Source organism: Pseudomonas sp. Marseille-Q8238 (genome assembly GCF_965111915.1).
Window position 1 is genome coordinate 1,636,084 of record NZ_CBCOPI010000001.1, and the last position, 19,797, is coordinate 1,655,880.

General features: G+C 61.8%; 22 protein-coding genes and 1 pseudogene. 6 read left to right on the top strand and 17 right to left on the bottom strand.

The annotated features are described in order from the left end of the window. Positions 1-136: 136 nt before the first annotated feature. A complete protein-coding gene (locus ACWPW0_RS07580; RefSeq protein ID WP_447590608.1) occupies positions 137-424 on the bottom strand; it encodes a hypothetical protein in 288 nt (95 codons plus the stop codon). Between the two features lie 315 nt (positions 425-739). Between ACWPW0_RS07580 and ACWPW0_RS07585 the strand changes: the two genes are divergently transcribed. Then, complete coding sequence (locus ACWPW0_RS07585) at positions 740-1,027, top strand: hypothetical protein (RefSeq protein ID WP_447590609.1); 288 nt, start codon at positions 740-742, stop codon at positions 1,025-1,027. A gap of 71 nt (positions 1,028-1,098) precedes the next feature. Here the strand turns inward: ACWPW0_RS07585 and ACWPW0_RS07590 are convergent, their stop codons facing one another. From ACWPW0_RS07590 to ACWPW0_RS07605, 4 genes are all read right to left on the bottom strand, one after another. After that, complete coding sequence (locus ACWPW0_RS07590) at positions 1,099-1,425, bottom strand: DUF3509 domain-containing protein (RefSeq protein WP_447590610.1); 327 nt, start codon at positions 1,423-1,425, stop codon at positions 1,099-1,101. Positions 1,426-1,671: 246 nt separating this feature from the next. After that, positions 1,672-3,975, bottom strand: a complete 2,304-nt coding sequence (locus ACWPW0_RS07595; protein WP_454254921.1) for an ATP-dependent DNA helicase — start codon at positions 3,973-3,975, stop codon at positions 1,672-1,674. After that, entirely contained in the window at positions 3,972-5,648 is a 1,677-nt protein-coding gene (locus ACWPW0_RS07600) for a VRR-NUC domain-containing protein (protein ID WP_454254922.1), read from the bottom strand. Before ACWPW0_RS07600 ends, ACWPW0_RS07595 begins: the two co-directional genes overlap by 4 nt. A 160-nt stretch (positions 5,649-5,808) precedes the next feature. Then, complete coding sequence (locus ACWPW0_RS07605) at positions 5,809-6,066, bottom strand: hypothetical protein (protein WP_454254923.1); 258 nt, start codon at positions 6,064-6,066, stop codon at positions 5,809-5,811. Between the two features lie 398 nt (positions 6,067-6,464). On the opposite strand from ACWPW0_RS07605, the pseudogene ACWPW0_RS07610 reads away from it, so the two are divergent. Continuing rightward, positions 6,465-6,593, top strand: a pseudogene (locus ACWPW0_RS07610) (general stress protein); the annotation flags it as partial. Positions 6,594-6,721: 128 nt separating this feature from the next. Next, a complete protein-coding gene (gene katE / locus ACWPW0_RS07615) occupies positions 6,722-8,857 on the top strand; it encodes a catalase HPII (RefSeq protein WP_454254924.1) in 2,136 nt (711 codons plus the stop codon). A gap of 415 nt (positions 8,858-9,272) precedes the next feature. On the opposite strand, the gene ACWPW0_RS07620 is transcribed toward katE, so the two are convergent. Both ACWPW0_RS07620 and ACWPW0_RS07625 read right to left on the bottom strand, forming a co-directional pair. Further along, a complete protein-coding gene (locus ACWPW0_RS07620) occupies positions 9,273-9,515 on the bottom strand; it encodes a hypothetical protein (RefSeq protein WP_447590619.1) in 243 nt (80 codons plus the stop codon). A 65-nt stretch (positions 9,516-9,580) separates the two neighbouring features. Next, entirely contained in the window at positions 9,581-10,201 is a 621-nt protein-coding gene (locus ACWPW0_RS07625) for an NAD(P)H-binding protein (RefSeq protein ID WP_454254925.1), read from the bottom strand. 217 nt (positions 10,202-10,418) lie between these two features. On the opposite strand from ACWPW0_RS07625, the gene ACWPW0_RS07630 reads away from it, so the two are divergent. Both ACWPW0_RS07630 and ACWPW0_RS07635 read left to right on the top strand, forming a co-directional pair. Beyond that, positions 10,419-10,580 carry a PSPA7_2676 family Cys-rich small protein gene (locus ACWPW0_RS07630; RefSeq protein WP_447590623.1) on the top strand — a complete coding sequence of 54 codons (162 nt, stop codon included), beginning with the start codon at positions 10,419-10,421 and terminating at the stop codon, positions 10,578-10,580. After that, a complete protein-coding gene (locus ACWPW0_RS07635) occupies positions 10,574-11,065 on the top strand; it encodes an MgtC/SapB family protein (RefSeq protein WP_447595592.1) in 492 nt (163 codons plus the stop codon). Before ACWPW0_RS07630 ends, ACWPW0_RS07635 begins: the two co-directional genes overlap by 7 nt. A gap of 38 nt (positions 11,066-11,103) precedes the next feature. Here the strand turns inward: ACWPW0_RS07635 and ACWPW0_RS07640 are convergent, their stop codons facing one another. The 9 genes from ACWPW0_RS07640 to treZ all read right to left on the bottom strand — a co-directional run bounded on the left by ACWPW0_RS07640 (position 11,104) and on the right by treZ (position 17,938). Then, positions 11,104-11,565: a methyltransferase family protein gene (locus ACWPW0_RS07640; protein WP_454254926.1), complete on the bottom strand. Its 462-nt coding sequence runs from the start codon at positions 11,563-11,565 to the stop codon at positions 11,104-11,106. Between the two features lie 77 nt (positions 11,566-11,642). Further along, entirely contained in the window at positions 11,643-12,224 is a 582-nt protein-coding gene (locus tag ACWPW0_RS07645) for a GNAT family N-acetyltransferase (RefSeq protein ID WP_454254927.1), read from the bottom strand. 5 nt (positions 12,225-12,229) lie between these two features. Next, positions 12,230-12,709 carry an N-acetyltransferase family protein gene (locus tag ACWPW0_RS07650; RefSeq protein ID WP_454254928.1) on the bottom strand — a complete coding sequence of 160 codons (480 nt, stop codon included), beginning with the start codon at positions 12,707-12,709 and terminating at the stop codon, positions 12,230-12,232. Between the two features lie 49 nt (positions 12,710-12,758). Next, positions 12,759-13,076, bottom strand: coding sequence for an antibiotic biosynthesis monooxygenase family protein (locus ACWPW0_RS07655; RefSeq protein ID WP_454254929.1), 318 nt, complete (start codon positions 13,074-13,076; stop codon positions 12,759-12,761). After that, on the bottom strand, positions 13,067-13,612 hold the full coding sequence (locus ACWPW0_RS07660; RefSeq protein WP_454254930.1) for a DinB family protein: 546 nt from the start codon (positions 13,610-13,612) through the stop codon (positions 13,067-13,069). The genes ACWPW0_RS07655 and ACWPW0_RS07660 overlap by 10 nt, the downstream gene beginning before the upstream one ends. A 41-nt stretch (positions 13,613-13,653) precedes the next feature. Further along, positions 13,654-14,118 (bottom strand): hypothetical protein, encoded by a 465-nt coding sequence (locus ACWPW0_RS07665; protein WP_454254931.1) that lies wholly within the window; start codon positions 14,116-14,118, stop codon positions 13,654-13,656. 140 nt (positions 14,119-14,258) lie between these two features. Continuing rightward, positions 14,259-14,702 carry a GNAT family N-acetyltransferase gene (locus tag ACWPW0_RS07670; RefSeq protein ID WP_454254932.1) on the bottom strand — a complete coding sequence of 148 codons (444 nt, stop codon included), beginning with the start codon at positions 14,700-14,702 and terminating at the stop codon, positions 14,259-14,261. Positions 14,703-14,808: 106 nt separating this feature from the next. Next, positions 14,809-16,002: a cardiolipin synthase ClsB gene (gene clsB / locus ACWPW0_RS07675; protein ID WP_454254933.1), complete on the bottom strand. Its 1,194-nt coding sequence runs from the start codon at positions 16,000-16,002 to the stop codon at positions 14,809-14,811. Positions 16,003-16,204: 202 nt separating this feature from the next. Next, the gene (treZ, locus tag ACWPW0_RS07680; RefSeq protein ID WP_454254934.1) at positions 16,205-17,938 is read right to left on the bottom strand and encodes a malto-oligosyltrehalose trehalohydrolase; all 1,734 of its coding nucleotides are present in this window, start codon (positions 17,936-17,938) and stop codon (positions 16,205-16,207) included. Positions 17,939-18,574: 636 nt separating this feature from the next. Here treZ and ACWPW0_RS07685 point away from each other — a divergent pair. Further along, a complete protein-coding gene (locus ACWPW0_RS07685) occupies positions 18,575-19,045 on the top strand; it encodes a CinA family protein (protein WP_447590641.1) in 471 nt (156 codons plus the stop codon). Between the two features lie 5 nt (positions 19,046-19,050). Here ACWPW0_RS07685 and ACWPW0_RS07690 read toward each other — a convergent pair whose 3' ends face one another. After that, positions 19,051-19,797 (bottom strand): (2Fe-2S) ferredoxin domain-containing protein, encoded by a 747-nt coding sequence (locus ACWPW0_RS07690; RefSeq protein ID WP_454254935.1) that lies wholly within the window; start codon positions 19,795-19,797, stop codon positions 19,051-19,053.

The following is a 19,797-nucleotide window of genomic DNA, read 5'->3' on the forward strand; positions in this document are numbered from 1 at the left end:
GACGGTGGCGGGGCAGGCAGGTCGATATGACCGGGTCCGTTCCGTGATGCAGTAGAGGACAGTCGTGCCTGCGCTGAGCACCTGAGTTGGCGCAGGCCCATTATCAATGCGGTGTGATCGGTAGGTCAGTGATGGGTCAGCGACACATCACGATCATGCTGCGGCTGGAGAAGCCGGCAGGGTTGATGCCGAACAGGAAATCACCTGAATCGTCGTCGGACTTTTCGCCCCCTGACTTGGCCACCACCCGATAGCCTTTGCGGCCACAGGAATCCTTGGCTCTCTGTTCACATTGTTCCCAGCTCGACGAGATGCCGGAGCAATCGATGTGCAGGCCGCGACGGCCTTTCTTTTCGTAGGTTTTTGCATTGGCGGCACAGCCGGCTAGCGCCAGCACAACGACCAGCAGCACAAGCCTTTTCATGTTTGTCCCCAGTTGGCTTGTCTGTCACGGGCGGGCTTGTGGCCCACCATCCCGAAGCATATCCCGACGTGCCGCAGTTCTTCGTGTGCAGTGGCTGCTTTGCACCCTGGCCAGGCCAGGTTGGCGGGTTGCTCAGGAATAGCACAAAGCCAGCTCGGGGTGTGAGTCAAAAAGATTCCAAATGGCGTGCAGGTTTTTCCGCGCTCGTTCGTCTTTATAGGTAAGAGACGCTGATTCGATACTGGCCATCTGCCTGTCTCGGGTGGGTGAACGAGGTCTGGAGCTATAGCGGCGCACCGCCAAGGGAGAACGTGCATGAATACCAGCCACAACCAGCAGCAGAAGAGTTTGCTGCACAGTGCCGGACTGAAGGTCAGCCTGGTTCGTCTGAAGGTGCTTGAGGTGTTGCAGAGAGCCGAGCGCCAAGGCCAGCGTTTGCCATCGAGCGCCTTGCACGCCGAACTGATGGTGAGTGATCAGAGCATTTCCGTCCTGACCGTACGCCAGGTGCTGTGCCGTCTTTGTGCCTGTGGCCTGGTGGAGCGCGATACGCAGCGTCGCTATCGCTTGCGCAGCAACCTGCCGACCGAGAATTGCGGTTGAGCAGGTGGCCCCGATGACGTCCTGTCGCCGGGGCCATGAAGGAGCCGGGCGCTGCTAGTCAGGCATCTTGCTCACTTGATCCTTCTTTTCGCCACCAGGGTCTGAATAGCCCGCAGATGGATGGGCTGGCCCAGATAGGTGGGCAGGTCGGTGGTCATCCACTGCTGATCGAGCACGACATTGCCATCATCCAGATTCATGTCGCGTTGAATCTGGTGGATCACCTTGCTCGTACGCATGGGGCAGAACAGATCCTTGGCGTCGATGGCGCGACTGAACGTAAGGTTCTCTTCCTTCTCCAGTTTGATCAGCAAACTGCCATCCGGACGCGGCATGAGCGAAACGGCATGCTCGGGAAAGGCATCGGAAAAAGAACTCAAGGCTGGTTGCTGCTGCATGGCGATGCTCCTTATGAATGAACCCACAAGGGTTAAAGCAGCATCAGTCATGCCAAACTTTTAACTTATATATATTCTTTTAAAATCAAAGACTTGGTGTGATTTTGAAAAGCCATTATCTGGCAATCTGCACGGTCGGGCCTTGTGGAGTCGTGCAATCTGCATGATGAGGGAGGGAGAGACAGGCGAGGGTGTCTCACTCTAGACCGCGGCGCATTGGAAAAGATCGAGTGATTTCCAAAACGCTCATGCCACCGGTTCGTGGTCGGCGAGCAATCGCCACCGTTGGACCTTCCACCAGCTTGGCAACAGACGACGGACGGCGGGTTGGTTGAAGCGGTCGTCGAGCAGGTAGGCGATACCGCGATCCTGCTGTGTGCGAATCACCCGGCCTGCGGCCTGCACGACCTTTTGCAAGCCGGGGTAGAGGTAGGTGTAGTCGTAACCGCTGCCGCCGCTGGCACCGAACAGCTCCTGCATGCGCTGGCGGATTTCCTCATTGACCGGGTTGATCTGGGGCAGGCCGAGGGTGGCGATAAAGGCACCGATCAGGCGATCTCCCGGCAGGTCGATGCCCTCGCCAAAAGCCCCGCCGAGCACGGCAAAGCCGATGCCACGGCCATCGACGTGGAAGCGTGTGAGAAACTGTTCGCGCGCCGCCTCGTCCATCTGTCTGGACTGCACCCATACCGGAATCTGCGGATGTTCGTGCTGGAACAGGTCGAGCACTTGTTGCAGGTAGGCATAGCTGCTGAAGAACGCCAGGTAGTTGCCGGCCTGTTGGCGGAACTGCCGGGCCATCAGGGTGACGATGGGCGCCAGGGACTGCTCGCGGTGCTGGTAGCGCGTGGACAGGTTGCTGACCGCCTGCACCTGCAGTTGCTCGGCGACAAAGGGTGACTCGACATCCAGCCACGGGGTCTCGGCTGGCAGGCCAAGCAGGTCGGCATAAAAATGAGCCGGGCTCAGGGTGGCGGAAAACAGCGTGCTGCTGTGGGCGGTGGCGAAGCGCTCGGCGAGAAATGGCGCCGGCACGATATTGCGCAGGCACAGCGTGGACAGGCTCGGCCCGCGTAAATTGCCGTGGCGGCTGATATCGAACAGTGAGTGGTCGCCGAATGCTTCGGCCAATCGGCAGAACAGCATGGCGTCGAGGTAGAAGTTCAGCAGGTCGGCGGCGTTACCCGTGGGCTGGTCGGTCAGGTGATCGGTGATTGCACTGACGGCTTTCTGCAGAGCAGCGATGAACAGGTCGGGCGGCAGGGGATACACCTGATAGGCCTGCTCCTGGTCCTTGTGCAACTGCCCCCAGTGACGGGCGACTCGGTCGAGGCAGCCCTTGAGCGACTTTGGCGCGCCACGGCGCATGCTGTTGAAGGCCGCCTGGTCCAGCTCGGCGGTGTACATCTTGCGCCCCCGTTCGATCAGGTTGTGCGCTTCGTCGACCAGCACGGTCACGCGCCAGTCGTTGACCAGGGTCAGGCTGTAAAGCAGGGCGCTCATGTCGAAGTAGTAGTTGTAGTCCGCCACCACCACGTCGCTCCAGCGGCACAGCTCCTGGCTCAGGTAATAGGGGCAGACCTGATGGGCGAGGGCCACCTCGCGCACACTGCTCTGGTCGAGCCAGCCGCGTTGCAGGGCGGCCAGGCGGGCGGCGGGCAGGCGATCATAGAAGCCCTTGGCGAGCGGGCAGGATTCGCCGTGGCAGGCCTTGTCGGGATGCTCGCAGGCCTTTTCCCGGGCCACGTGTTCGAGCACTCGCAGCGGCATCGCGGTTTCCTGCCCGCGCAGGGTGGCCAGGGCATCCAGGGCCAGGCGTCGCCCCGGCGTCTTAGCGGTCAGGAAGAACAGGCGATCCAGCTTCTGCTCGGCGAATGCCTTGAGTTGCGGGAACAGCGTGCCGAGGGTCTTGCCGATGCCGGTGGTGGCCTGCGCCATCAGACAATGGCCATCGCGGGCGGCCCGGTAGACCGCCTCGGCCAGTTGGCGCTGGCCGCTGCGAAATTGCGCGTGGGGGAAACGCAGGTTTTGCAGAGCCAGATCACGGACCTGGCGATGCGCCTGTTCCTGCTCGGCCCAGGCAATGAAACGATTGCATTGCAACTCGAAGAACGTGCGCAGTTCGCTCGCCCTGTAGCGCTGCTGAACGCTGCTTTCCTTCTGGGTGATGACGTTGAAATAGACGACGGCCAGGTCGATCTCGTCCAGTTCCTGTGCGGCGCACAACAGCCAGCCATAGACCTTGGCCTGGGCCCAGTGCAATTGCCGGTGGTTGTCGGGGATGCGGCTGACATCGCCCCGGTGGGTCTTGATCTCTTCCAGCAGGTTGGCCAGCGGGTCATAACCATCGGCCCGGCCACGCACCTGCAGGTTCTGGTACTCGCCGCTGAGCGACAGCTCCGCCAGGTAGTGCGCCCCGCGTCGGCTGACCACGGTGGCATGTCCGGCCATGCCTTCCTGGGCGGTGGGCGCTGGTGTGAAGCGCAGATCGAGGTCACCGGCCTTGGCGGTGAACTCGCACAGGGCGCGCACGGCAATCCGGTAGCTCATGCTGGTAGCGCCGTGTCGGTTTGCACGGCATCACTCGCATCGGTCCATTGCACGTAGCACACGTCCACCGGCATGCCGTGCTCGGCGCAGAACGCCAGCCAGCGGCGCTGGTTGTCCTGCAGGCGGTCGCCAGGGCCTTTGACTTCGATCATCCGGTAGCGCTGCTGCGCGGGCCAGAACTGGATCAGATCGGGCATGCCGGCGCGGTTGGCCTGGATGTCGCCGAGCAGGCGCGTGAACCAGGCTTTCAGGTGCGCTGCGGGCAGGCAGGCGAGGGCCTGGTCGAGCAGGGTTTCATCCAGCACGCCCCAGTGCACGAAGGGTGACTGGATACCGAACTTGTCCTGATAGGTCTGGCGAATGCGTTGCGGGTAGTGCGGCGTGTCCAGCAGGTTCAAGGCCTCGTTGAATAGTGAGGTCCGGCGCAGGGCGAAGTCCGCGGCGAGCAGGTCGGCCGGGGCGCTGTGAAAGGGATGGAAAAAGGCGCCGGGCAGCGGGGCGAAGATTGCTTCCCAGCAGAGCAGGCCGAACAGCCCGCAGATCAGCGTGTTCTCCACGTAGTGCACGGGTGCTTCGGGCTCGCCGAGATGCAGTCGTACGCAATGCTCGACACTCAAACCAGACGGTCGTGGCAGGTTCAGGTCCAGGCGGCTGGGGGCGGCCGAGCGGTTTTTTGCCGGTGCCGGCAGACCGAGTTGGCGGTTCAGGCGCAGCAGCGCGCGCTGCAGCAGTTGCGCTTCGGCATCGTTGAACGGCGCGGCCAGGGCTTCCTGGGCGAGGGCATGGGCGTCGGCATGGCGCGCCTGGCGTTCGAGTATCCGTACCTGGCGTTGGCGAGCACCGGGGTGTGCACTGGCGCGATACACCGCCAACGCTGTATCTGCCTCGCCTTCGCGTTCCAGGTGCTGACCGATGCGAAACAGCAGCTTGTCTCGGCGTCCGGTCAGGTAGGGATTGTCGCTGATGGGTGGGCCGATGGCGTCTAGCACGTCGATGATCGGCTCGCCGGCCTCGAAGCGTTCTCGGCAGCGTTGCAGGTGCAGGTAGTGATCGACATCCGCACGCTGGCGAAAGGCGCGGGAGTCAGGGCCTAGTGCCACCTGCTCATAACGGAAGATGCCCAGGTCGGCGAGGACGAACTCCGACCAGTCCTGGCGCAGGTTGCCGAAGAACATCAGGCGCAGGCGCTCGCATAACGCATCGATGGTCACTGAGTAGAGGGTATCGGGCAGGTCCGGGCACCAGTCAGCGAAGCTGCGTGTTTCGTCGAACAGGGCATCCAGCTGTTCCAGCAACTCGTGTTTGCGCAGTTGGGCGCGTGGGGCATGCGCAGCGAAGCTGGTGAGGATCTCGCCCTTGCGCAGCACGGGGAACAGATCACTGAGAGGCAGTTGTGCGCGGTCGGTAATCCAGCCGGTCTCGAGCAGTGGCTGGGCCGCCTGGTGGGGGCAGCCGATTTCCCCATAGCTGAGCTTGCTGGCGCGAAAATGCACGCCTTTACGCATGATCATCCGTACCAGCAGGGCTTGCGCAGGCAGCGGCAAGGCAGGCAGCTGGTGCAGGAAGGTACGTTCATCCGCATCCAGCAGGTCGTCATAGCGTTCGCCCAACCAGGCAAGCACCTTGTGGAAATTGGCCAGGTAGTAGAAGTCGGGGGTCAGCGGGGTTTGCATGAGGTGAATGCTGAATACTGTTTGTATATACAGATATCAGCGTGCGGGAGGTTATGCAATGGCAAGCAGATGGATGGGACACGAAGAGCGCATGCGCCGGCCACTTATCAATCGTGTGGGGCCGGCTTGCCGGGTGTGCACAAGATAAATGACGCGGGGTCTATTCCAGCGGATAGCCGTGCAGGGGTTGCATGCTTTTCACCTCGGCCAGCAGCACCTTGCCGAGTTCCTGCACGGCTGCCACGTTGTCCAGGTCATCGCGCTTCACGCCGACGATGGTGAGGTGGTTGTGCTGATAGTGAACCTGGATGTTCAACGAGCCATCACCAATGAACTGACAGTGCAGCTTGGTCTTGGGCATGCTGCTGATCAGTTCGTGTTCGATTTCTCGTACGCTCAATGCTGCTCTTCTCATCATTGCCGTCCATCCTTTTCGGGTGTCGCATTGAGGGAAAAAGCGCCCGCCTGGTGGGTCGATTCGCGCGAATGCTGCAGCGTGCTTGGCGGCAGAAACAGCTATGGATTGCCTCTGTCACGGGTTCGCAACTGCACGCAGGAATTGAAGGAATAGTGGCTGAGAAGGGGCGTGTCAAATGCCTGCCGAAGTACCCGATAACCGGTCCCGAATACGCGCAGGGGCTGGCCGTTTGCCATGGTTCCATTTCGTTGGTCATTTGTGTTTCACAGACCGACTTCCTCTAGCGAAACATAGAACCTCTGCGTCTACCCGGTCTCCCATTCATTAGATGCACCGTGCATCCATGGCCTGATTGTGCCGAACAGGAGAGACCCATGACCGAACACCGGGGTGGCAAAGGAAACTTTGCACACGATCCACAACGCGCCGTGGATGCGGGCAGAAAAGGTGGCCAGGTCAGTGGCGGCAATTTTCGCCATGACCCGCAACGGGCAGCCGAGGCTGGTCGCAAAGGGGGCCGTCACAGCAGTCGCCCCGAGAATCGCTAAGCACCGAGCTTGAGTGGTTCATCCAGACGCAGAAATTCCTATCGATAACGCCACCTGTCGGTCCGTGAGCCGACAGCGTTGGCCGCCTGCTACCCGGAGATACTCTGATGGCCGTAAAGAAAAAGAACACCAGCGCAATGGCTGGTACCGATACCCGTGACCGTGCCAACCTCAACCGCAAGACCGAGCAACTCGACGCGTTCCGTGATGATGCGACGGGCCAGGCCCTGACCAGCAACACCGGTACCCGCATCAGCGACAACCAGAACAGCCTGCGAGCGGGTGAGCGCGGGCCGAGCCTGCTCGAGGATTTTCTGCTGCGCGAGAAGATTACCCACTTCGACCATGAGCGCATTCCCGAGCGCGTCGTGCATGCACGTGGCGCGGCGGCGCATGGTTACTTCCAGGTCTACGAGCCGCTGAGCGAACTGACCAAGGCGGACTTTCTCAACGAGCCGGGCAAGAAAACCCCGGTATTCGTGCGCTTCTCCACAGTACAAGGGCCGCGCGGCTCGGCGGACACGGTGCGAGACGTGCGCGGCTTCGCCGTGAAGTTCTACACCGACGAGGGCAACTTCGATCTGGTCGGCAACAACATGCCGGTGTTCTTCATTCAGGATGCCATCAAGTTTCCCGACTTCGTGCACGCGGTCAAACCCGAGCCGCACAACGAGATTCCTACGGGCGGCTCGGCCCATGACACCTTCTGGGATTTCGTTTCACTGACGCCCGAGTCCGCACACATGGTGCTATGGACCATGTCCGACCGGGCGATTCCGGTGACCTATCGCACCATGCAGGGGTTCGGCGTGCATACCTTCCGCCTGATCAATGCCGAAGGGCAGAGCGTGTTCGTCAAGTTTCACTGGCGGCCGGCCTCCGGGGTGCGTTCGCTGGTGTGGGACGAGGCGCAGAAGCTGGCCGGCAAGGACCCGGACTTCCACCGCCGTTCGCTGTGGGACGACATCGAGGCGGGCGATTACCCCGAGTGGGAGCTGGGCGTGCAGGTCATTCCGGAGGCGGACGAATACGCGTTCGAATTCGACCTGCTGGATCCGACCAAACTGGTCCCCGAGGAGCTGGTGCCGGTGCGCGCAGTGGGCAAGATGGTGCTCAATCGCAATCCGGACAACTTCTTTGCCGAGACCGAGCAAGCGGCCTTCCAGATGGGCAATATCGTACCGGGTATCGATTTCACCAATGACCCGCTGCTGCAGGGGCGTCTGTTCTCCTACACCGATACGCAGTTGTTGCGCCTGGGTGGGCCGAACTTCCACGAGCTGCCGATCAACCGGCCGGTCTGTCCGTTCCATAACAGCCAGCGCGATGCGCCCCACCGCCAGACCATCAACAAGGGGCGGGCCGCCTATGAGCCCAACTCCATCGATGGTGGCTGGCCGAAGGAGGTGCCTGAAGCGCCCCGGGGTGGGGGCTTCGTTTCGTATCCGCAGGCGGTCAGCGGGGTCAAACTGCGCAAGCGTGCCGACTCGTTCGCAGACCATTTTTCCCAGGCCACCCTGTTCTGGAACAGCATGAGCGAGGTGGAAAAGGCGCACATCATCGCGGCCTACAGTTTCGAGTTGGGCAAGGTTGAGCGCGTGTTCATCCGTGAGCGCCAGGTGAATGAAATCCTCGCCAATATCGATATGGTGCTGGCGACCGAGGTGGCGAAGAATCTTGGCCTCACGCCACCGAACGGTCCTACCCGGCCGACGCTCAAACGCAAGCTGAAAGCCTCGCCGGCGCTGAGCCAGATGAACCTGCTGCCGGACTCCATCGCATCGCGCAAGGTGGCGATCCTGATCGCCGATGGCGTGGAAAGCGGCGACATCGAGCATATTCTCGACGTGCTGCGTAAACAGGGGGCCAGTGCCAAGCTGGTGGCGCCGACTTCGGCAGCCGTTACAGCCGCCAATGGCTCATCCCTGACGCCGGATGACAGCATGAAAGGCCTGCCGTCGATTGCCTTCGATGCGGTGTTCATCCCGGGTGGTGCGCAAGCGGCCAAGCAGTTCGCCGAGGATGGCGTGGCGCTGCACTACGTGCTCGAAGCCTATAAGCACCTGAAGACCATCGCCCTGTGTGGCAGCGCGGCTGACATCGCCGGGCAACTGCACCTGGAGAAGGATGCAGGCCTGCTCAGTGCAGGCAAGGCGGCGAAGCTGAGCGCGGATTTCGTTGCGTCGATCGGCAAGCACCGGGTCTGGGCGCGGGAGGCAAAAGCGAAGCGCATTCCTGCCTGATGGCGTCCCAGCCCTGCGGCAGGCAATGATGCCTGCCGCAGGGCTATCCGGCGTTCGGAACCGGTCTCCGATCTCCCAAGCTAGGGTCTGTTGACGTTTCGGCATGGATGCCCGGATCGAGGCAGTTGCGGACGTTCGACCTTAGCGTTTCATGACGCACTGGTTGGTGGGCTGAAGCCCACCCTACAGAGTCATACCCCCGCGTAGGGTGGGCTTCAGCCCACCAATTGCGGTGTCCGCTTGTGCCTCAAAGAAGTCCGTTCCAAGGGCTGGATTGGACGTATATTTCCATCCTATTCAATGCGTTGAAGAGAAACGGGAACATACCCCAGAGCTAGACAAGAGCGAGGTGTGCCGATTTGTCGAAGCCGTTTCAACGCGGTTCGGTCAATGCGCGTAGATCCGAGACAGGTGCTTAGTGCTGTGGATGACGAGCCAGGCGGTGATACAGCGTCGGGATCATCTTGCGCCATGGGCGCTGCGGTTTCGGCACGGCTGGGCGCTTGGCGTCGGCATTGGCCGGCAGGCTCTTGTGCTGGTGCTGTTCCCAGGCATCGCGTTGATGGCGGCGGGCCACGCGCAGCATGCCCCAGAGCAGGGCTGCTGCCAGCAGTAGCCAGGCACAGATCATCAGCAGTATCAGGCTTTCCGGGTTCATCGAAGTAACCTCCGACGTGGGTTCAGGCCGTCATCAGCAGGACGGCAATGGTTTCACCGCACCGCTTATTGCTGATCGATCAGGTGCAGGCGGCAGTGCACATGCAGGCACAGTTCGAGTTCGTCGAGCGCGCCAGCGGCGAAGCGCTGCAGCACATCGACCGGGCCACCCGGTTCGCTGGCCGGTTGGGTCAGTTCGTCGAACTGCAACAGGTCATCCGCGACCTCGGGTGCTTCCACCAGGGTCCAGGCCACCGGGCTGCCGGTCAGGCGCTGCTGGATGTATTCGCCGACTGCCGAGGGATGCTCCATCCAATTGAAGTCACCAATCAGCAGCAGACGTTTCACGCCGGCGACGACCAGGCCATCGAGCAGGGCCGTCACCGCGTTGGACAGGCGCTCGGCACTTGCGGCAGATGCATTGCTGGCGCCTGCGTCGAGGTGGTCACTGGCGAGCACGCAGATCACCGCATCCATCCCCGCCACGCTCTGGCTGACACTCACGGCCTCGAACAGGTTGCCGCTCTTGGCGCGAATACCGGGCCGCGAGTTAATCGCGTTGAGGTCATCGAGAACGGCCGTGGTCTCGTACTGCCGGTGCAGGGCCTCGACCATCAGCGCATTGCCGATGCTGCCCAGGGCGCCATAGAGGGCCAGTTTCGTGGTGGGTGTTTCCAGGTTCTTCATGATGCCGAGCTACTCGCAATGGTGGGTAGCGACGCCGCGCCAGATCATCAGCACGCAGGTCACACACGTCTTGAAGCTGTAGACCCTGTGACCTGGCAAAAGGCTTCATCTTTATTTTTCGCGCACAAATTGCTCAAACCTTCTCCGAACTGCCCCGGTCGAAATCCTGAACGCGATATCCACGCGCCAGTGCGCATCGGGTGCTCGAGGAGGTGACATGACATTTCTCTGTCTGATCGGTGGTTGCGTCTGGGCACAGGCCACGCCCATGCATGTCGGTAACGAAGCGTTGCTCTGCCAACGCTGCAGCCGTTGCGGCGCCAACCGCTACCTGCCCGCAGAGGCTTCTGCTGCGCTGGTTGGCGGACTGTCATCGTGAGTACCTGGGATGTCATCCGGGCCACCGTGATAGACGAGTTTTCCGACATCAAGGAAGTGGATGACATCACCCGTGTGGTACTGCGCGTACTGGTGGCTGCACTGTTGGGTGGCTTGCTCGGCTTCGAGCGCGAGCAGCATGGCAAGGCGGCAGGTATTCGCACCCATATGCTGGTGGCGGTGGGTGCTGCGCTGTTCGTGCTGGCCCTGGCCCAGTCGGGTGCCAGCAGCGATGCGCTCAGTCGTGTGATTCAGGGGGTGGCGGCAGGCATCGGGTTTCTCTGTGCCGGCACCATCCTGAAAAGCGACGAGGAATCCAAGGTCAAGGGCCTGACAACCGCAGCCGGTATCTGGCTGACCACGGCCATCGGTATCTCTGCCGGCCTCGGTCGCGAAGGCACCGCTGTGGCCTGTACGGTGCTGGCCCTGTTGATCCTCAATGTGGTGCCGCACTGCATCGACTGGCTGGAGCGGCGTAAACAGTGATGCGCGGTACCGCCCGCGTTTGGCTGTAGTCGGGGTGCTCAGATCCAGCGGCGAACCCGACGCTGATAGGCGCTGTATTCGTCGCCGAACAGGCCGTTCAGGGCGCGCTCTTCCGGGGTGATCTGGAAGCGGCCGATGAACAGCATGAAGCCCACAACGCCGATCAGTGACCACGCCGATGCCAGGCCGGCCGCCAGTGCCAGCAGAAACAGTGCGAAGCCCACGTACATGGGGTTGCGAGAGATCCGGTAGATACCTGAGCTGACCAGCGCCGAGGCCCGGGCCGGGCGTAGCGGGTTGATGGTGGTTTTGGCCCGGCGAAAAGACACCAGCCCGGCGAGGCAGAAGAACAGCCCGAGGGCGACCAGCGCGACCGAGAGGCCGATACGCACGGACGTCGGCAGATCGATACCTGGCGTCAGCACGGCGATAAGCCCCATCAACAGGCCGGAGAACGTGGCTACCAGTGGCGGTGGAATCCTGTTTTCAAGTGCGTGCATGGTGCTCCCGTTCGGCAGTGAGTTAGGGCGATCAATGAGTGTGGAGAGTGCCGCAAGACGCTCAGGCAAGGAAAGGGTTAGGCCACATTGCCATCAAGTCTGGCGCAAAGACGCGCTTCGACTGCCGGCCACTCATCCTCGATGATGCTGAAACGCACCGATGTGCGCTTGCGCCCATCCGGCATGATGCGCTCATTGCGGATCAGGCCCTCTTCGACGGCGCCGAGGCGAAGAATTGCGCGGCGTGATGCCTCGTTGAGCACGTCGGTGGTGAACTGCACACGGATGCAGGCCAGTGTCTCGAACGCATGGCGCAGCATCAGGTACTTGGTCTCGGTGTTGGCGACCGAACGCTGCCAGGACTTCGCCAGCCAGGTGTGGCCAATCTCGAGGCTGCGGTTGTGGCTGTCGATCTTCCAGAACCGCGTGCTGCCGATGACCGCTCCGGTCGAGTTGGCCACCGTGACGAACGGGAGCACCGTACCTTGCGCCTGCCCGCTCAGGGCCGTATTGATATAAGCCTTTACCGTGTCGGCGGACGGCACCACGGTCACGTTCAGGCGCCACAGTTCGCCATCGCTGGCCGCAGCCACCACCGCGTCGGCGTCGGACTCGAGCAGAGGGCGCAGGTGGATGTGTTTGCCGTGTAGACAGAGCATCGTGGTCAGCCTGGGATCGATGTGGGTGGGGCGGCAGCCAGGTGCTTGTCGAGAAGCTCATAGCCCGCACGGTCGATATAACCCTGGCGGTGATAGAACGCCCGTGCCGCGTCATTGCCGCGCGCGAGTTGCAGCGCCATGTTGGTATAGCCGCGCTGGATGAATTCGACCTCGGCCGCCCTGAGCAGTGCGGCACCGACACCACCGCCCCGTTGCGAAGACAGCACGAAGAATTCGTCGATTTCCGCGGTCAGGCCGAGGTATTCGAGGCTGAATACCTGAACGGCCAGCAGATAGCCGGTTGCCACGCCATCGACATAGGCGATCCAGCCTGCCCCCAGGTCGGGGTTGGAGAACAACCGGTTCAGTTGATAGCCCACGCGCTCGGCATCGAACCCGCCGATGCCCTCGAAGCGCCAGTAATGCTCGATGAGCGGCAGGATGGCGGGGATGTGGTTCGGCGTTGCTGGTTTGATCTGGACCATGGTCGTGGCCGATGTTCAGGGCGGGAGGGCAGTCTACCGCAGCCGTTGGCTACAGGCCGTAGTCTCGCTCGACCTTCGCGATCCTGACTTTGAAGGTCGAGTACCAGCGTTCACGGCCAGCGCGTTGCGCTTGCTGGTGTTCCATGTCGGCTTTCCAGTATTTGATCGATTCCAGATCGGACCAGTACGACACGGTAATGCCGACCTCTTCCCGGGCCGACTCGACGCCCAGGAAGCCTGGCTGACGGGATGCCAGCTCCACCATGCGAACTGCCATCTCTGCGTAGCCATTGTCCCCATCGGTACGTTGGGACGTGAAAATCACCGCATAGTAAGGCGGTGCGGGTGTCGGGGCGATCAAGGACATGGCGAGCCTGTGAGGTCTGAGGGGGAAGAGGTGCAGCCAGTGCTGGCGCGTTCACGGCGCTCGGGTTCAGCCGCGTGAATGAACACCGTGTAGGTATCGGCCGGGCGAGGTGCCTGGGCCAGGTCGAGGGCATGGCCGATCGCGCCCCGGTGATAGGTGCCGTGGTTGACGATATGGAAGAGGATTTCCAGACGCGTCATCGCTCCCTGCTTGCCGTCGACGAACTGAAAGAACACCTGCTGATCCCTGTGTTCGGCAGTGAGTTCGTTGACGTATTGGGCGAACCATCGATTCGAGTCGTCTATGCGCTGCATGAGCTCGGGAAGTTCAGGCACCGCTTCGCTGTTCGTCGAGCCATGGGGTACCGGTGAGCCGAGAAGGCGAGCCTTGAACATTTCCTCGACTCGGATCATGTGATTCAGCTGTTGCCGGGCAAACGCCACGGCAGAAGGAAAGTGCTCCCCATCGATACGGTTTACCGCCTCCAGCGTCCGCGTGTCGGCCCATTGTTTGTACCTGAAGGCTTCAATGATCATCGTACTACCTGAAACGGCTGAGCATTATCGTTGCGAGTATCTTACGCGCGGGTATCGATACCGCTGCCCGCGTTCTGGGTACGTTGCATGATGCTGATCGCTTTTTCCAGGCGCGCGGCCAATTTTGGGTCGTTGTGCGACAGCGCGCCGTCGATTCCCAGGCGTGCCTTGGAGATGAAATCAAAGCGCGTGGTATCGGCGCGCATGTCGGGACCCTTGCTGCCGTCGACCGGGATGCTGATCGTCATGCCGAGAAAGGCCGAGCTTTCATCGAGGGTCATCTTGCCAGCGCTGAGCTGCTCGTTCATCCAGTCGGCCAACTGCTGCCGGGTCATGCTAGTGAAGTCGGGTTTATCCGTATCCCGGGCGGCATTCGGCCCCGTGTTGACGGGCTGGTTCGTCTTGTCATTCGGCATCGCAGCGAATGATGCCTTGGACTCGGGTTGTCCAGCCGTGGCGGCGGGGCGCTGGGTGGCGTAGAGGGTAGTGGCTGTGTCGATCCGCATGGGGCATTCCTCACTGTAACTGCCCGGCGGGAAAGCAGGAGTTATGCCACCTCTGTCTATCACGCGATATAGGACTTCGGCCGTTGCTCGCACCTGTGCAGGCGGCAATTCCCTGCCATTTCCGGCAGGGAGTTTCCGCTCTACAGGCTGTGGCTGGCTTGACTCCAAGCCATCAGGAAATAAGGCCCGTCGGATGATTCCCCTTCATCGATCACGTGCCAGCCATATGCAGAGTAAAAACGGATGGCGCTTGCATTGGCTTGCAGGCATTTCAGCGTCGGCGTCGCGGTGAAATGCTGGGTGCAGTGGCCGAGCAAGGCGCGGCCAACACCTTGCCGTTGATGCTGCGGATGCACGAACAGGTTGTGCAGGAAGCTGTCTGCCTCCCAGATCGAGGCAAAGCCGACGGGCTCCTGGCCGATCAGCGCCACCAGGATCAACTCCTGTTCGGTATGTTTGTCGAAGTCGGTGAGCGGGCGGGCATCTACAGGCGCCCAGGTGAAGGCAGCATTACGCGCTGCCTGGTAGAGGCGGCGTAATGGCTCTCGGTCACTCTCACGGAAGGTTCTGACAAGCACGCTCATGAGCGACTCGGTTGTGTAGGGGGAGCCGTATTGTGCGGAGCGTCCTGTTGCCGAAGACCGTTGCGCATGGCGCACCCTACAAGAATGCGCCATATGGAGATAGCCGTCAGGCGGCGTTCTCGGAGTCGTATTGCAGGTGGGCCTGCTCGGCATCGATGAGTGGGCGGCGCGGCGTGTGGGCGGGGAACCAGCCGGCGAGGGCGGGAAAGCGGCGCAGGAACTGGAATCCGAGGACGATCAGCGGTATCCGCCACCAATACCCGCGAGTGGCAGCCTGCAACTCGACAGGGCGGCAGTGGGTATGTGCCTGCTCCAGCAAATGGTCGTGCAGGCTACGGTTGACGGGGGCATCGCGCACCATCAGGTTGGCTTCCAGGTTCAGCGCGAGGCTGAGTGGGTCGAGGTTGCTGGAGCCCACGCTGACCCATTCGTGATCGGCCAGGGCGACCTTGCCGTGCAGGATAGCCTGGTCGTATTCATGAATGACGACACCATCACGCAACAGGAAGTCATACAGCAGCCGTGAGAAGCCGTAGGCCCAGGGCATGTGCGCTTGCCCCTGGAGCAGCAGGGTGACCTTGACCCCGCGCCGGGCGGCATTGCGTATTTCCCGCAGTAGCGGATAGCGAGGGAAGAAACAGGCACTGGCGATTACCAGGCGCTGTGTGGAGGCCTGGATGATGCGCAAGTACTCGCTTTCGATGTCATGGATATGGGTGTCGTTATCGCGTACGGTAAGGCGCAGGCGTGCGCTGCCCGCGTGGCGAGTGACCGGTTTGATCGGGTTGGCCTGACGGCCTGCGTCTGGCAACTGGTTCAGGGCATCGCGGTGAATATCGGCCACCACCGGCCCACGCACGGCCAGAGCATAGTTTTGCGCTGCGCCAGGGGAAGAGTGGCCGGTCGAGTAGGCAAAGCTGCCGATGAAGGCGTGCTCGCCGTCGATCACCAGGACGTTGCGGTGCAGGCGGCGAAAGCGTGTGGTGCGACAGCCGAACAGGCGCGGCGCGGGGGCGAACAGGTGCACATGAACACCGGCATCGGTCATGGCGCTGACGAATGACTGGCTGAGGTCGTGGGTACCGTAGTTGTCGGCGGTCAGCTCGACCCGCACGCCACGATTGGCCGCAGCAATCAAGGCCTGCTGCAGGGCCAGGCCCACGTCGTCTTCGGCAATGCGGAAGGTTTCCAGCAGTACCTCTTCCCGGGCTTCGTGAATGCATGCGAAAACACGAGAAAAGTAATCCTCTCCAGTGGCCAGCAGATCGGCCTGGTTCCCTTCGCGCCAGCTGTAATTCATTGACCTGTCTCTAGCGTAAATAAGGCGGTAATGACTAATGCCCGCCGGTGTCAGGGCGGCCAGCAGGAGGCGGTTTGCAGGCGGTGCGCATGGCACCCCCTACACGCCTCTCTACCGCTTCGAGCGAAAACACGCGCCTGCGGTTCAGGGATTTTTTACCGTCCTGAACCCGCAACATGGCCAAAAGCCATTTGTCGCGGGTTCAGGCGGGGTCTTCTAGCAGCACCACCGCACTGCGGGGTGGCAGGGAGCCCTGGCGGTACACCTCCGGCTCCACGCCCTGAGCCAGGAGGACAGTCGAGCCCAGTGCCTGAGGGCCGACCCAGGCCGGTGTGTTGCCCAGGTTGATATCGATATGCAGGCGGCAACCGTCGCCCAGGCGCCAGAGGGCGCATACGGCATGCTCGGCGACAACTTCCGCATTGAGCGCGCGAGTGCCCGGCAGGCGCGGGATGATCTGGGCGTGACGCAGGTACAGCAGGCGCCGATAGAAGCTGCGCCAGTGACGCTGTTGAGGCTGGTTGCCCGGATCATGATCCGGTATCGCCAAGGGGCGGTTGGCTTGCGCCGAGATCAGGCGCTGGCGCTCTTCACGGTCGGCCTGATGACGACTGGTATCGCGTACTGCCTCGGTTGGCGTGTCCTGGAATTTGCTGAAGAACAGTAACGGTTGATGCGAGCCCCATTCTTCGCCAAAGAACAGCAGCGGCACCATCGGTGCCAGCAGCAACAGGGCGGTGGCGGCTTTCAGGGCATTTTCATCGGCCAGGTTGATCAGGCGTTCGTCCACGGCGCGATTACTGACACCATGGTTCTGCAGAAACAGAATGAATGCCGTGGGTTCCAGGTTGGCGCTCGAATAGCCCTGGTTGCGCCCGTGATCGGTTCTGCCCTGGTAGATGAAGCCGTCTTTCAGGCAACGCGCCAGGTTGCGTGCCGGTTCCTGGGCAAAGTCGGCGTAGTAGCCGTCGCGCTCGCCCGTCAGCAGGTGATAGAGCACGTTGTGTCCATCGTCGTTCCACTGCGCATCGAACCCATGTTGCAGGAGGTCGATATCGTTGTTTTCGTTCTCCAGCATCAGGTGGATATGCCGGCCAGGCTCCACGGCCTTGCGCACGCGTTGGGCCAGTTCGACGAGAAAGTCGCGGTCGACGATGGCATGCACCGCGTCCAGGCGCAGGCCGTCGACGCGGTAATCAAGCAACCACATGAGGGCGTTTTCGCAGAAGAAGTCGCGAACCTGGACGCGGCGAAAGTCGATGGCTGCCCCCCATGGCGTTTGCAGGTCCTGGCGAAAGAAGTCACTGGCGTATTGCCCGAGGTAGTTACCTTCTGAGCCGAAATGGTTGTAGACCACGTCGACGAAGATCATCAGGCCCATGGCATGGGCGCTGTCAATCAGGCTTTTCAGTTCATCGGGTGTGCCGTAGGCGCTTTCCGGGGCGAAGGGCAGCACACTGTCGTAGCCCCAGTTACGCAGCCCGGAGAAACCGGCCAGGGGCATCAGTTCGATAGCCGTCACGCCCAGCTCGAGCAGGTTTGGCAGGTGCGCTTCGACGCCGGCGAAGCCGCCGAGCAGTCCCACATGCACTTCATAGATCACCGTTTCATGCCAGGCCCGTCCCCGCCAGTTGGCTGTGCGCCAGGCATAGCTGTGGGGGTCGACCACCTGGCTGAAGCCATGCACGTCATCGACCTGCGCGCGTGAGGCCGGGTCGGGCACATGCAGGTGACCGTCGATCAGGTAGCGATAGGACGTGCCGGCTGCGCAGTCCACCTGGTTGCTGAACCAGCCGTCGATATGCTCGCGCAGCGGGTGCAGTGTGCCATCGCCCAACTCCACGGCCACCTCATGACCGTTCGGCGCCCACAGGGCGAAGCGCGTCGTACCATCCTCTTGCAGCAGGGCGCCATGGCTGCGCGTGACCGGGTACATCACGTATGACCTGCGGCAGGTAGATAGTCACCGTGTTCGATCAGCGTGGTGCGTCGGTTGGGTGGGGATTTTGCGGCGGTTCTGACTAACTGGCTCTGCTTGAATCCGGGGAGGTGCGCGAGTTGGTGTGAAGCGCGAGTTGGACAGGGTGGGCAGTCGGTATTCGCCACAGGTACATCAGCACTTATGCCAGCACTTCTCATACCATCCTCCGTTCTGTGCGGGCCTGTCCCGAGGCTTTGGCGACAGGCGGTCCTGCGTACGCTACCAGTGCGCAAGTCCTACTTTCCTGACCGCTGCGAATGGGCAGAAGTTTCGCCTTTATTTGGCCCTGTACCGGCTGCCTAGAGCGGTTTATTCGATGGGCTATGGCGCGATGAACGTGCCATCAACAGATGGCCATCACGCCATTCATTACCCTTCGGCCCAGCCCTGCTTGAGCCGAATCGGCATACGGCGGATCGCCCGCGCATCACCTGGCTGGCTCCTCTCTTGCTCAACCACTCCCTGTCCTGGCAGCTGTCAACTGCGCCGCATTATTCGGCCCGTGGGGGCCCTCAAGAAGAAACTTGAACTTTGTCCGTCCGGACACTTCCGATGGCGCACAGACTTTCAACGGTAACCGAGATACGCCCCATGCAACGCATCGAACAGGTCGTCAGTTTTCTGCGTAAATATCAGCTGTCATTGACGACGGCAGAATCCTGTACGGCCGGGTTGATGGCTTCGCTGCTGGGTGATTTCTCTGGCATTGGTGGCGTGCTGGAAAGCGGCTTCGTGGTGTATTCACCCGAGGCCAAGCACAGCGTGCTGGGCGTCAGCCTGCAAACCATCGAGGTGCATGGGCTCACCAGTGAAGAAGTGGCGCGAGAGATGGCGGTGGGGGCACTCAAGCAGACCCGCGCCAGTATCGTGCTGGCCAACACGGGGCTTGCCGAAGGCGAGGGCGTGGTGTGCTTTGCCTGCGCCATGAGTGTCAACGGCCACGAGGGCGTGGTCAGCGAAACGGTGCGCTTCGTCGGGGAGCGCAACGAGGTCCGCCTGGCGGCGGCGCGCTATGCCCTGCTGCAGGTGCCTTACTACTACGAGCGCCTGCGTTCGACCTGAGCTGTTTATTCGATCTGATAGGTGTGTTCGATCATCACGTCAGTGGCCGGCTGGTGATCGATCAACTGTTCGCGGACCAGACGATCGACATCCTCCTCGTTGACGATGCTGTACCAGTGCCCGGACGGGTGCACCGTTGCCACAGGCCCCAGGTTGCAGGGGAACTGGCAATAGGTACGGGTGATCAGCACGCCATTGACCGTGTCGATGCGGCCGGCGGCGTTCAGTTGCTGGCGCAGGCGTTTCCACAACGGCAACGCGCCACGCCGCACGCAGCGAGCACCGATGCACAGGAACAGGTGATGACGGTGCGCGGGGATGCGTGACCAGTTGGGTTTGGCCGGAATCTCGCTGGCGCCTTCGCAAGGCAAGTGATCGCTGATCTGGTCGATGGCGTCGCAGGCGTTTGCCGCGGACAGGTCGCGACGGCCGAGCAGGCTGCCGCTGACGAACAGTCGGCCGCTGCCGGCCAGTGGTGCGGCGATGCGTTGCAGCTCGCAGCGCAGCCAGTCCAGGTAGGCGCTGTCTGCGCTCGGATCGAGATCGACCAGCAGCACCTTGCCAGCGTACCGACCCAGGCTGTCGGCTACGGTTTTCCAGAGTTCATCGAAGCCGGTGGTGGTGTCGACGATGTCGTCCAGTGCCTGCTCGCCGCGCAGTTCCTGCAACTGGCGGCGAAAGGTTTCACTGGCCGAGCCGTCGCGCAGGTCGGGGCCGACGAAAAGCACGTGTTGGTAGTGGTCAGGGGTCAT